The sequence below is a fragment of the Rhizobium sp. BK196 genome (assembly GCF_014193255.1).
Lineage (GTDB): Bacteria > Pseudomonadota > Alphaproteobacteria > Rhizobiales > Rhizobiaceae > Rhizobium.
On the sequence record NZ_JACHZB010000007.1, the window covers coordinates 211,101 to 223,459 of the forward strand.

The window sequence follows — 12,359 nt, forward strand, 5'->3', positions numbered from 1 at the left end:
GACGGCAGCGATGCCTATTTCGGCCAGATCGGCTCCGACTTCTACTACTACCTGACCAGGCCGCAGGTGACGGCCAGGTAAGTCCGGAAGATCGATGAGAGCCGCTCAAGCGGCCCTTTCTCACTTCACCGAAACTTCTGCCGTCGTCTTTGGCGTCGGCATACGGTAGTCGTCTATGCGGCCTGTCGGCGCCGGAGCCATCTCTCCCTGTTCGACCAGAAGATCGCGTGGCGATTTCGTCAGCGTGACCGGCGTCCTGCTGGCGCCGAGCAATTCAGCTCCACCATCAAGATTCGGGTCGGACAAGCTGATCGGTTGCGTATGTTCCACTGGATTGGCTGGCAGCGTCAGCGCTGGCAGGTTGCCGGGATCGAGGCGCACGAGATCGGGGCTTGCCTGAGTGCCGAGAAGGCGGCGCGCTGGCTTTTCCACGTAGAAGGCGAGCTTGCGGCGGCCGGCCTGGGTCAGGTTGATGCCGTCAGCGGTCCGCAGGCGCACCTGCTGGCCGTTGACATCGGAGCCGGTGACGATGAACTTGCCGTTCTCGTCCACGAAGCCGTCCCAGATGTCGACGAATTCGCCGCCGATGCTTTCCACCTGATTGCGGTAGAGCTGGTTCATCTGCACGGCATCGGCCGTCATCGAATCGGATTCGAAGGCAGGAAGTCCGACCCAGAGCAGCGGGATCTTTCGGCTCGTGACCTCCTTGCCGAAGGCCAGCACGCGGCGTTGATATTCGGTAAACCAGCCGTCGGTGCGGAATTTCTCCTTGCCGGCATCCGTTACCATCTGCTGCCGATCATTGGTGCCGATCATGACGACCACCATTGCCGGCTTCAGTTCGTTGATCATCTTCGGCAATTCGCCCGGCCAGTTGTAGTAGTCGTCGCGCACGAGGCCGGACGAGACATTGCTGCGGGCTTCGACCACGACACCGGGTGAGGTTTCGAACGCGGCGGCGAGGCCATCCCCCAGGCCACCGGCGAGAAAGTCACCAACGACAAGGATTTTCTGGGCGTTGTCCTGCTTTTGAACCACGGGTTCAGCGGGCGCGACGGGCGCCGTGCGCATTGGTGTCACGGCCTTCTGCGTGGGTGGGCGCCTGCGTGGCTGCTGTTGCCGCCGCGGTTGGTCCCGCATTTCGGGCTGTGGATTCTCGTCGATGTAACGCCGGCCGAGAAAGAAATCGAGGATGGAGCGGCGCTGGTATCGGAGCTCCTGCGCCTCAGCATAGTCCGCCGGCAGCATCGAACCCAGGCAAAAAGACAACGTGGCCGCGGCAAGCGCAAGCCGACGAATCCATCGCGTCCGGTCAATTTGTATCGTCATCGGGCAGTTCCGCATCTGCCGGGCATTTTGCATAGGCAGCAGCTTTCCGTCCACTCTACCCGTATGATTTAGGTCAGGCTTTCCGCGCTTCTACGGCATCGGCTCGAAAATCATAATCGATTTCCGGGCGGCACGATGCGTAAATTCAAGGAGTTATGGCGTCCTTCATGTGTCTGGATGTGTCGCGCTTTAACGGCGCAGCGCGTGGAGAAGCGAAAGTGAGGGTTCGCCATCCGGCTGCATGCCGATGCGCTCCTGAACGGCGGCGATGGCTGCCTTGGAGCCGGATCCGAAATTGCCGTCGACATCGCCGCTATAATAGCCAAGCGTCTTCAGGCGCGTTTGCAATTCGAACTTCTCGGTTATGTCCAGCGACCCTTCGGGACGCGGCCATCGCTGCTGCATGCCGCCAAAGCCGGCGATCTGGTCTGCAAGAAGGCCGACGGCAAGAGCGTAGCTATCCGAGGCATTGTAGTTCTTGATGGTGAAGAAGTTCGCGGTCATCAGGAAGCCCGGGCCATCGCTACCGGCCGGCATCTTCAGCATCGCGCGGGTTTCGCCATCCTTGAAAGGCTTGCCATTCGGACGCTTCAGGCCGAGGGCCGCCCACTGGGCGAGCGTGCGCGTCTTGCCGACCTGCTGGGCGGCGGATGCCGGCACCGCGACCTCGTAGCCCCAGGTCCTGCCGGTGTCCCAGCCGTTCTTCATCAGGAGGTTGGCCGAAGTCGCCAGCGCATCGGGCACCGAATTCCAGATGTCGCGATGACCGTTGCCATCGGCATCGACAGCGTAAAGAAGATAACTTGTCGGGATGAACTGGGTGTGGCCCATGGCGCCGGCCCAGGACCCGGTCATTTCCTTGGCGGGCACGTCGCCGTTCTGCAGGATCTTCAGCGCTGCAATCAACTGTTTCTTGGCATATTTGGCACGCTTCGGGTCGGCATAGGCAAGCGTTGCCAATGCGCGCGGCACATAGTGAAGGCGCTCATCCTTAGCGAGAACTGCGCCGTAATTCGATTCCATCGACCAGATAGCGAGTAGAATCGATTTGTCGACACCGGATTGGCGCTGGATCGCATCCAGCGTCTTGGCATATTTGGCGGCCATCTTGCGGCCGATTTCCACAGTGTAGGGATTGACGCGGGAATCGATGTAATCCCAGATTTTCGATTTGAATTCAGGCTGATAGGTCGCCTTTTCCAGTACCGTCGGGTCTGGGTCGCTTACCCCAGAAAAGGCTTTCTGATAGGTTGCCTTACTGATGCCACTCTGCGCGGCAGTTTGGTAGAAGTCCGCGATCCACTTCTGGAACCGGGCATCCGCTTTTGCGTTATGAGGGGCCAGTCCGGTCGCGGTGGCGACAACGAGGGCGAGAGCAAGACCACGAAGGGAGTGTGCGTATTTCTGGGTCATCGGCAGTCGTATCCGTCATCTTCAGTTTTAGCCGGGGCGGTACGTCATGTCCGTCCTACGCCGAAATTACAGGAACGGAGTCAACAAATTCTTTACCATGGGCGGCCGGTCCAGTCACCATTTGCAAAACGGTAGCAATTCTATACTAGTTCAAATCGATATAGCGTTGAATTAAAAGCGGTATAGTCAAAACAGGAGGTCGGTGTGGCTCTGAATAAGAAAGTTCGCAAGGCAGTATTTCCAGTCGCAGGTCTGGGAACGCGGTTCCTTCCAGCCACTAAAGCGGTTCCAAAGGAAATGCTTACGGTCGTCGATAAACCAATCATTCAGTATGTTGTCGACGAAGCACTTGAAGCTGGCATTGAACATCTGGTTTTTGTTACTGGTCGTAACAAGCATGTCATCGAAGATTACTTCGATATTCATTTCGAACTTGAACAGACGCTCAAGGAGCGCGCCAAGAAAGCGGAAATCACCCTGCTGCAGCAGCAGCTTCCCAAGGCAGGCACGGTGAGCTTTACCCGTCAGCAGGAGCCGCTCGGCCTCGGCCACGCCGTCTGGTGCGCCCGCGAGATCGTCGGCGACGAGCCTTTTGCTCTGTTGCTGCCCGATATGATCATGAAGGATCAAAAGGGCTGCATGAAGGGCATGATCGAGCTCTACGAGCATAGCGGCGGCAACGTTATCGCCGTCGAGGAATGCGCTCCCGACCAGGCACACAAATACGGTATCGTTGGTGTCGGCGAATCCGTCGGCGAAGGTTTCCGCATCACCGGCATGGTCGAGAAGCCGGCCAAGGGTATGGCTCCGTCCAACTTCTTCATCAACGGTCGTTACATCCTGCAGCCGGAAATCTTCAAGATCCTGGAAACCCAGGAACGCGGCGCCGGCAACGAAATCCAGCTTACCGACGGCATGCTGAAGCTGCTCAAGGAACAGGATTTTGCAGGCTACCACTTCAAGGGTGAGACTTACGATTGCGGTGCCAAGGATGGTTTCATCCTCGCCAACGTCGCCTTCGCTCTCGAGCGCGCGGACATCCGTCCGACCGTCGAAGACGGCTTCAAGAACCTGCTTGCTCGCGTGAAGTAAAGTTGTTCAGCGCTTCACCTTGAGACCGACGCCGGCTCGCCATTGCTGCGAGTCGTCGCCTTCCTTGCGTGTCGTCAGCTCGTAGCCAAGCGTGCTGGTGAAGTCGAGATAGCGGTTGATATTCCAGACAAGACCAGTCGAGGCGGTGTAAACCGTCTCGTCGCTTATTGTGCTGCCGCTCGGATAATCGCGCAGCGTCACGCCACCGATGACCGTCGCCACCAGATTGTCGCGCAGCTGATGATCGACCGTGGATCTCAGTTGATGTGAGACATAACCACTTTCGCCGGCTGCCGTGGAAGGCTGGATGCTGGTCTGGAGGTCGAGATTGACATTCGTCCCGCGGATCGGCGACCAGAGCAGGCTGGCATCGAGTGTCGCTGTATCGATCGATTTCAGTCTGTCGTCATCGAAATCCGCCGTCGCATAACCAACCGCGACCTCGCCCTTCAGCTTTTCACCCATATCGACCTGGACGCCGCCCTTGGCGCCGTAGCTATCTCCGGAACGCTGGTAACCCGAGGAATCGGTGCGTTCATCATAATTGGTCTTGCCGATCGACGCTTCGATGAAGGGAATGAGTGCCGGCGAGAGTTCGTAGCCGATACGGCCGCGCACGGTTCCTGTAGTCTGGTTGCGATCGCTCAGAGAGACTGTCGTGCCGTTCGAGAGCACGGCGTCGGAATAAATCGAGCGCGAGAGTGCGACGGCGGCGGTTCCGCGCAAGATGCCGAAGTCATGCTCAATGGAAGCGCCGCCGGTAAATTCCTGCACATCAGATTGCTGATCGGCATTGGTGATCGCATCCGGATCATCCGTATCCTCGCGGTAGAAATTATAGCCGCCGGTGATATGGCCAACGGTGTCGCGCGTCAGGTCCAACCGCAGATCGCCATTGATCTTGAAGGATGGCTGTTCTTCACCCTCGCCGCTGATGTTCTTCTGCCAAGCGCCCTCGGAGGTGACGGTCAGTTGATGCCGACTCCAGTCGGAGGTCAACGTTGCGCCCATATCGGTTTCGAGGAAGCCGCGGCTCTTTTTTGTGCCGCCGTCCTTCGTGGTCTCGGTGTTGATCGTTTGCGTGACGCTCGGGCGCAGCACGAAACTGCCGACGGGGATGCCTGGCGTCTGCTCGGTCGAGACGCTCTCAGGCACCCTGCGTACCGGGGTCTCATCGAGGCGCGGTTCGCGGGTGTTCAGCCTGCGCATATCCTCGTCGAGGATCGAGCCGGTCGTCTGGTCGTCGGGCTGTGTCGTCAGAGTGGGTGCAATTGCGCTTTCCGTATCCTGGGCCTGCGCAGAAGGGTTGGCGGGGGCCGTCGTATCATCGCCTGCGCCATCGGCGTCCGGCGCCGCGTTGTTTGCGCCGGTGCGTTGCGTGGCGGAGGTGGCCATGGTGCGAGAATTCGTCGTGCCCGCCGATTGTTGTTGCGTGATCTGCTGTGCGAAAGCTGAGGGCGCGACCAGCAGACTGATAGCCGTGATGGAGACGGCACGGCTCATGGCGCGGAGCGGCGTCACACTGCTCGTCTGTTTTCCCTGGCCCATTCAATCCGCGCCTGAAATGCTTCGAAGTCTTACTCAAGCGTAAAGCCTTGTGGTTAACCATTCGTTGCTGCGCGGGTCGCGCGTTCACACATGGGAAACATTGTCGGGTGGACAGGTAAAGTGAAAAGGTCTAACGCATTGCCATGATCAGGAGAGCGGTAAAACTCGTCGAAAACAGCGTGCTGGAGTCGGGCAAGCGCACCGTCAGTATCGAAAGACGCGCCCTCGAGGCGTTGGAACGTGCTTTCGATGACGGGCTTGCCGGTCCCTTTACACGTGCGATCGAGATGATCGGAGAGAATACCGGCCGGGTGATCGTGACCGGCGTCGGCAAGAGCGGCCATATCGGAACCAAGATCGCCGCCACCTTCGCTTCAACGGGAACGCCCGCTTTTTTCGTGCATGCGGCGGAAGCCAATCACGGCGACCTCGGCATGATCGCCGGCGACGATGTAGTCCTTGCGATCTCCAAGGGCGGCGAGAGCGCGGAACTGAAGAGTATCATTTCCTACACGCGGCGTTTTTCCATTCCGCTGATCGCCATGACCTGCAGCCCGCAGTCCTCACTGGCGACGGCTGCGGATATTGCGCTGCTGATCCCCAATGAGGAAGAGGCCTGTCCCAATGGCCTGGCGCCAACCACGTCGACGATGATGCAGCTTGCGCTCGGCGATGCCCTGGCGATCGCGCTTCTGGACGCGCGCGGCTTCACGGCGACGGATTTCCATGTTTTCCATCCCGGCGGCAAGCTGGGGGCGAGCCTGATGCATGTTGCTGACATCATGCACACCGGTGACCGCCTGCCGCTGGTCGTAACGGGCACATCCGTGCCTGAGGCGATCAAGGTACTGTCGCACAAGCATTTCGGCTGTGTCGGCGTGCTGGATGCGGAGGGCCGGCTTTGCGGCATCGTCACGGATGGGGACATGTCCCGCAACCTCAACCGCAATCTCGCGGAGCTGACGGTCGACGACATCATGACGCGCGCGCCGAAGACGGTTAGGCCGACGATACTGGCGACGGCGGCCCTGGCGCTGCTCGAGCAATACAAGATCGGTGCGCTTATCGTCGTGGACGACGAGCAGCGGCCGATCGGGCTGGTTCACTTCCACGATCTCTTGCGGATCGGCGTCGCCTGATCAGGTTGGCTCAACCGTTAGGTCGCGGCCGTTGCTCGAAACCACTTTGACCTGCGTTCCGGCCGGAAGATCCGGCCCCATGACCTGCCACGTCGTATCGTCGAGACGAATACGGCCGCGGCCTTCGCGGATTGGCTCGTGCAGCGTCGCGGTACGGCCGACGAGGCTCGCGCCGCGCTGATTGAGGAACGGCTCGTCCGTCGTGGCGTTGCGCAGTGTCAGCCGCCGGCCGATGAGCGTGGCGGCGACCGCGAGGATGGCGAAGAGGATTGCCTGAAGCTCCCAAACCCAGAAGGCGGTATCCCAGAAGAGCAGTGACAGAATACCGACGGCAAGGGCGGCAAGCCCGATCCAGACCAGGAAGAAGCCCGGCACGATCATCTCGGCTGCCAGCAGCACGAGGCCTGCCACCCACCAGCTCCACGGCCCAAGTTCGCCGACGATTTTCGCCAGCATGGCTTATCGCTCCGAGTTGGGACTGAAGGGATTGGGCGGAGGCGGAGCGACCGGCGGTGTGGAGCGCACCGGACCTGGACTCGGACGCGGCGGGGGCGGATTGTTGCTTTCGCCGAAGACTTCTCGGGCAATCGCGCCGATGCCGCCAAGCGAACCGAGAATGGAAGAAGCCTCCATCGGCATCATGACGATCTTGGAATTCGGTGCCGAGCCGATCGAAGCGAGCGCCTCGGTGTATTTCTGGGCAACGAAATAGTTGATTGCCTGGACGTCGCCGGCGGCGATCGCTTCCGAGACCATCTTCGTCGCCTTGGCTTCGGCTTCGGCCAAGCGTTCGCGGGCTTCGGCATTGCGGAAGGCCGCTTCGCGCTGGCCTTCGGCCTGAAGGATGGCGGACTGCTTGGCGCCTTCGGCTCTCAGGATCTGCGCGTTGCGCGCGCCTTCGGCCTCCAGCACCTGGGCGCGCTTCTCGCGCTCGGCTTTCATCTGCCGGGCCATCGCGTCGACGAGGTCGCGCGGCGGCTGGATATCCTTGATCTCGACGCGGGTGACCTTGATGCCCCAAGGCTGCACGGCTTCGTCCACGACACGCAGCAGCCGGTCGTTGATCGCATCGCGATTGGAGAGCAGCTCATCGAGATCCATAGAGCCCATGACGGATCGAATATTGGTCATGGTGAGATTCAGGATGGCATTTTCCAGGTTGGAAACCTGATAGGCCGCCTGAGCGGCATTCAGCACCTGGAAGAAGGACACGGCATCGGCCGAGACCGAGGCATTGTCCTTGGTAATCACCTCCTGGGTCGGCACGTTCAGCACCTGCTCCATCACGTTCATCCTGGCGCCGACCCGTTCGATGAAAGGGGTAATCAGGTTCAGGCCGGGCTCCAGCGTCCGCGTATAGCGGCCGAAACGCTCGATCGTGTAACGGTAGCCCTGCGGGACCGTCTTGATGCCTGCAAAGAGCACCAGGATGACAAAAACCACCAATACAATCACGACGATATCGAAGCCGCCGAGCAGCATGCATTCCTCCCTAGGCCCACCTACCTGACGTGGTGAGTTAGCACGTTCTTTGCAAGGAAGGAATGACAGCCTCGCCTGTCAAATCAGGGTGATAGGCCGGCATCGTCCAGGTCGCTCTTTGTGATGTAGCCGCCCATCAGGCAATTGGTGAGAAAGGGCTGGTCGTCCAGCTTCGGACTGCTGGTTTTGACATCGTGGAGGCGAAGCTGACATGCGACCTGACCGACAATGCCTTTGGGAGGGGCGTTGGCATAGACCCGCTGATAGTGCTCCCACGCGAGATAACCGCCACCTGCCATGATGAGCAGGCAGGCGATGACAATCAATTTTCTGAAACCCAAAATCATAAAGTACGTCCAGATCGACAAAGCAGCAGGCCACGAATCCACGGGCCGCAATCGCGCCTCTGACGCGATTGCGATCGGCTATCGGCCATTCCTTAGATCTGGTGCGAGGGACGTTTTTATCTATTGCAGGCCGCCAGAAAATCTGGCGCCGCGTCTGTCATCATGCCCAGCCCAGCAGCTCACGGCGCACGACTTTTTCCAGCACCTGCATGCCGTCCTCGCTGTCATTCAAGCAGGGAATATGCGTGAACTGCTCGCCGCCATTGTGCTTGAAAGAATGGGCGGCCTGTTCGGCAATCTCTTCCAGCGTCTCCAGACAGTCGGAAACGAAGCCAGGATTCATGACGGCGATATGCTTGACGCCGTCCTGTGCCAGCTTCTCGACGGTCTTGTCGGTATAGGGCTGCAGCCATTCCTCCGGTCCGAAGCGGGACTGGAAGGTGACCATGAAATTTTCCTTCGTCAGGCCGAGGCGCTCGCGCAGCAGGCGGCCGGTCTTCTGACACTGGCAGTAATAGGGATCGCCCTGCTGGAAATAGGAGAGCGGAATGCCATGGAAGGAGGCGAGCAGCATCTCCGGTTTCCAGTCGAGGGTAGCAAGATGCTGCTCGACGGATTTTGCCAAGGCTTCGATATAGGTCTCGTCGTCATGGTAGTCAGGAACCGTGCGCAATGCCGGCTGCCAGCGCATGGTGAGCAGCTTCCGGAAGGCCTTGTCATTGACGGTTGCGGTGGTGGCGGCCGCATATTGCGGATAGAGCGGGAAGAGCAGGATGCGGTCGCAGCCTTCATCTTTCAGCGCATCGATGCGCGAGGGGATCGAAGGGGTGCCGTAGCGCATCGCCCAATCGACCTTAACGTTTGGCAGGTCCTTCAGGCGTTCGGCCATGAAATCCGACTGATTGCGGGTGTAGGTGCGCAGCCAGCTCTCATTAAATTCCCTGTTCCAGATCGTCTCATAGGCTTTGCCCACCTTCTGCGGGCGCGTATTGAGCACGATGCCGAACAGGATCGGGTACCACTTCCAGGGCGACCATTCGATGACGCGCTTGTCGGTCAGGAATTCGCGCAGGTAGCGGCGCATGGACGTGTAATCGGTGCCATCAGGCGTGCCGAGATTGACCAGCAGGACGCCGACCTTGCCGAATTTGACGGCGGGATGATCCGCCGGGCGGAGTGAAGTATCTGTCATTCTGGCCCCAACGCGCTTTCGTGCCTCGCCGGCTCATACGCAGCCGGCCGGTCACGGTTCACCCTATAGGAAGAAAAGCCGGCCCGGGGAACCCCGGACCGGCTCTGATGATCGGGACAAATCGTCTTACTTGGCCGGAACCTGGATTTTCTCGCCGATCCGCAGATGGCGCGGGTTCGGGTTGCCATTGGCTTCCGACAATTTGCGCCATTCGGCGCCGTCGCCGTAGAAGGTCTTGGCGAGATCCCAGAACGTATCGCCGGCAGCGATGACGTGGGTCGAGGGCGTGGCCGATGCGGAGGCTGCCGGGGCAGGTTCAACTGCTGGAGCGGGAGCCGCCGGGGCTGGTGCTGCAGGAGCTGGGGTCGGTTCGGCAGATGGAGCCGGTGCCGCGGGTGCAGGGGCTGCAGGAGCCTGCTCTGCGGAGGGAGCAGGTGCCGCCTGCGCAATTTCGGTGATACGGCCGTCCGTATAAGGCTTATAGGGCGAATGCGCCGCGATATATTGGGCTGTCACGTCGGCCAGATCCGGACCGAAGTCATAGGCATTCTGGCCGTCTTTGAAGGCAACATAGCCATCGCCGCCGGCTCGCATGAAGTTGTTGGTGGCGACGCCATAGGTCTTGGCATTGTCGATCGGCACGAAATTGTCCCCGTCCTTGACGAGGACGTCACTGACGCGGCTGCCAACCGGCTTCGATTGGTCGAAGGTGAATTTCAGACCGGCGACCTGCGGGAAACGGCCGGCGCCCTGGTCGATCTGGCTGACGCCGTTTTCGAGCGCTTTGACGACATCGGCGCCGGTTAGCTGGAAGGTTGCGAGCGTGTTCTGGAAGGGCAGCACGGTGATGACTTCGCCCTGGGTGACGTCGCCGCCATCAATGGAGGCGCGCAGGCCACCGCCGTTCTGGATGGCAATGGTCACGCCCTGGTTCTTGGCGCGGTCAAGGATGGCATCAGCCACCAGATTGCCCATCGAGCATTCCTTGACGCGGCAGACCTTGCGGTCGCCCTCGATCGGGCCTTCCGAGGAGCCGATTACCTTCTTGCGCAGCTCTTCGATCGGCTTTGCCAGTTCGACGATGCGCGCGGCGACAGCCTGGTCCGGCGTGAAGGTGGAATCGATTAGGATCGGATCGCCCTTGGCTTCCTTGACGACGCCGTTGTCGTCGAAATTGACGACGAGATCGCCGAGGTACTTGCTATATGAAGCTGCCTGCACCACCGGCACCTTATAGCCGCCGGGATTGTCGACCATTGTCGGGTAGGGACCTTCGGCCTTCGGATCAGTGTTCGACAGCAGGCTGTGCGAATGGCCACCGACGACGACGTCGACATCGGGGATCTTGGCGATCAAGGCAAGGTCGCGCGGATAGCCGACATGGGTCAGCGCAATGATCTTGTTGACGCCTTCGCCCTTCAGCTTCTGGACTTCTGCGGTAATGCTCTGGACGTCATCGGCAATAGTCACGTTCGGGCCGGGCGAGGAAAGCTCAGGGGTATCGTTGGTGACGGCACCGACGATACCGATCTTCTGACCGGCGACATCGAGCAAGAGAGACGGCTTGACGCGGTCGCCGAGCTTGGAGGCAGTTGTCGCCTTGACGTTCGCGGTCACGACGGGAAACTGCACCTTGTCGAGGAAGGTCGCGAGCCCATCCTCGCTGTCATCGAATTCATGATTGCCGACCGTCATGGCATCGAACTTCATGAGATTCAGCATTTCAGCTTCAGCCGCGCCCTTGTAGGTCGTGTAGAACAGCGAGCCTTGGAAATTGTCGCCGGCGTTGAGCAGCAGCACGTTCTTACCAGTCAGAGCCTGACGACGCTGATCAATGGCGGTCTTCAGGCGGGCGGCGCCGCCGAAGCATTCGTTCTTGCCTTCTTCCTCGGCCGAGCAGGTGGAGTCGAACTTGTTGATTGATTCAATGCGTGAATGGAAATCGTTGATATGAAGAATATTGAGTTCGTAATCCGCGAAAGCAGCGCCTGTGCTCAGCGCCAGCATGGACGCGGTCAAAAGACCGAAGCTGAAAGACTTCGTCATCCCTGTTCTCCTGATTAAAAGGGCGAAGATCCCCCTGATCCTCGCCAGTCCCTTCCATAGTCAGCCGGGGGTTCCCGGCATGCGGATGTTCCATCGGACGATGCACCGCCGCAAGGGAAAGCTGGGCCAGGAGAACCGCTTTCCAAGGGGAGCCGGGCAAAAAAGCCGGATTGCTATTGCCGCGGCAAGCGGCATTGCGAGCAGCAGGACGGGGTAACCGGCGAAAGCCGCATGGGTGCTTAGCCTTTACCCCATCTGTTCTTTTCAGCTGCGGCGAGTCAGGACGAACTGTGCGCCGGCGTCCGAGGTGCAGTTCAGCTGGCTCGTCGTGACGAGCGCGCAATTGACCTTCGACTGCTTGTTACGAACCAGCGAGGTCATGTTGATTTCCACCAGCGTGGGCGAGGTATTGGTATAGGTGCCGGAGGCCAGAAGCTGGTTGCTGTCGGTCGTTCGCGTCGTAAAGGTGCCAGCCTGGAAGGTGGAGACGATGCCATTCGGATCGGCCCAGTTTCCTTCGACACCGGCAGGAGCGGGCGCCGATGCGGTTGGGAGCGGGCGCGGACCGGAGGAAACGCAGGCGGCAAGCGCTGCGGATGCAACCGCAAGAACGAGACCAGTTTTTACTTTCATAAGACTTCTCCGGCGAATCTAGGCGGAAGCTTTCCGCGACAGTCCGCCAAAAACATGGCGCGGGCCTTCCGCGAAGGCAAGCCTTCGACGGAGGTCTGCCGGCATTTAGACAGCAGGCGTTACAAAAATGCCCGCCTG

The 12,359-nt window shown here is 59.9% G+C and carries 11 protein-coding genes; 2 read left to right on the plus strand and 9 right to left on the minus strand.

Going from position 1 to position 12,359, the window contains the following annotated elements:
* Positions 1 to 120: 120 nt before the first annotated feature.
* Entirely contained in the window at positions 121 to 1,329 is a 1,209-nt protein-coding gene (locus FHT78_RS22195) for a DUF459 domain-containing protein (protein ID WP_183748684.1), read from the minus strand.
* Positions 1,330 to 1,518: 189 nt separating this feature from the next.
* Positions 1,519 to 2,742, minus strand: a complete 1,224-nt coding sequence (locus tag FHT78_RS22200; protein ID WP_183748686.1) for a lytic murein transglycosylase — start codon at positions 2,740 to 2,742, stop codon at positions 1,519 to 1,521.
* 204 nt (positions 2,743 to 2,946) lie between these two features.
* Between FHT78_RS22200 and galU the strand changes: the two genes are divergently transcribed.
* Positions 2,947 to 3,834, plus strand: coding sequence for a UTP--glucose-1-phosphate uridylyltransferase GalU (gene galU, locus FHT78_RS22205; RefSeq protein ID WP_183748688.1), 888 nt, complete (start codon positions 2,947 to 2,949; stop codon positions 3,832 to 3,834).
* Positions 3,835 to 3,840: 6 nt separating this feature from the next.
* On the opposite strand, the gene FHT78_RS22210 is transcribed toward galU, so the two are convergent.
* A complete protein-coding gene (locus tag FHT78_RS22210) occupies positions 3,841 to 5,382 on the minus strand; it encodes an outer membrane beta-barrel protein (protein WP_183748690.1) in 1,542 nt (513 codons plus the stop codon).
* Positions 5,383 to 5,525: 143 nt separating this feature from the next.
* Between FHT78_RS22210 and FHT78_RS22215 the strand changes: the two genes are divergently transcribed.
* Positions 5,526 to 6,521, plus strand: a complete 996-nt coding sequence (locus tag FHT78_RS22215; protein ID WP_183748692.1) for a KpsF/GutQ family sugar-phosphate isomerase — start codon at positions 5,526 to 5,528, stop codon at positions 6,519 to 6,521.
* Here the strand turns inward: FHT78_RS22215 and FHT78_RS22220 are convergent, their stop codons facing one another.
* From FHT78_RS22220 to omp10, 6 genes are all read right to left on the minus strand, one after another.
* Complete coding sequence (locus FHT78_RS22220; protein ID WP_183748694.1) at positions 6,522 to 6,977, minus strand: NfeD family protein; 456 nt, start codon at positions 6,975 to 6,977, stop codon at positions 6,522 to 6,524.
* 3 nt (positions 6,978 to 6,980) lie between these two features.
* Entirely contained in the window at positions 6,981 to 8,003 is a 1,023-nt protein-coding gene (locus FHT78_RS22225; RefSeq protein ID WP_183748695.1) for an SPFH domain-containing protein, read from the minus strand.
* 83 nt (positions 8,004 to 8,086) lie between these two features.
* Positions 8,087 to 8,350: a hypothetical protein gene (locus FHT78_RS22230; RefSeq protein WP_183748697.1), complete on the minus strand. Its 264-nt coding sequence runs from the start codon at positions 8,348 to 8,350 to the stop codon at positions 8,087 to 8,089.
* 160 nt (positions 8,351 to 8,510) lie between these two features.
* Positions 8,511 to 9,542 carry a ferrochelatase gene (gene hemH, locus FHT78_RS22235; protein WP_183748699.1) on the minus strand — a complete coding sequence of 344 codons (1,032 nt, stop codon included), beginning with the start codon at positions 9,540 to 9,542 and terminating at the stop codon, positions 8,511 to 8,513.
* Positions 9,543 to 9,668: 126 nt separating this feature from the next.
* A complete protein-coding gene (locus tag FHT78_RS22240; protein WP_183748701.1) occupies positions 9,669 to 11,588 on the minus strand; it encodes a bifunctional metallophosphatase/5'-nucleotidase in 1,920 nt (639 codons plus the stop codon).
* A 264-nt stretch (positions 11,589 to 11,852) separates the two neighbouring features.
* Positions 11,853 to 12,221, minus strand: a complete 369-nt coding sequence (omp10, locus tag FHT78_RS22245; protein ID WP_183748703.1) for an outer membrane lipoprotein Omp10 — start codon at positions 12,219 to 12,221, stop codon at positions 11,853 to 11,855.
* Positions 12,222 to 12,359: the final 138 nt, after the last annotated feature.

Bases quoted from the DNA above. Each gene is read 5' to 3' on its own strand.
- FHT78_RS22195 (WP_183748684.1), bottom strand. From the start codon at position 1,329: ATGACGATACAAATTGACCGGACGCGATGGATTCGTCGGCTTGCGCTT.
- FHT78_RS22200 (WP_183748686.1), bottom strand. From the start codon at position 2,742: ATGACCCAGAAATACGCACACTCCCTTCGTGGTCTTGCTCTCGCCCTC.
- FHT78_RS22210 (WP_183748690.1), bottom strand. From the start codon at position 5,382: ATGGGCCAGGGAAAACAGACGAGCAGTGTGACGCCGCTCCGCGCCATG.
- FHT78_RS22215 (WP_183748692.1), top strand. From the start codon at position 5,526: ATGATCAGGAGAGCGGTAAAACTCGTCGAAAACAGCGTGCTGGAGTCG.
- FHT78_RS22220 (WP_183748694.1), bottom strand. From the start codon at position 6,977: ATGCTGGCGAAAATCGTCGGCGAACTTGGGCCGTGGAGCTGGTGGGTG.
- FHT78_RS22225 (WP_183748695.1), bottom strand. From the start codon at position 8,003: ATGCTGCTCGGCGGCTTCGATATCGTCGTGATTGTATTGGTGGTTTTT.
- FHT78_RS22230 (WP_183748697.1), bottom strand. From the start codon at position 8,350: ATGATTTTGGGTTTCAGAAAATTGATTGTCATCGCCTGCCTGCTCATC.
- hemH (WP_183748699.1), bottom strand. From the start codon at position 9,542: ATGACAGATACTTCACTCCGCCCGGCGGATCATCCCGCCGTCAAATTC.
- FHT78_RS22240 (WP_183748701.1), bottom strand. From the start codon at position 11,588: ATGACGAAGTCTTTCAGCTTCGGTCTTTTGACCGCGTCCATGCTGGCG.
- omp10 (WP_183748703.1), bottom strand. From the start codon at position 12,221: ATGAAAGTAAAAACTGGTCTCGTTCTTGCGGTTGCATCCGCAGCGCTT.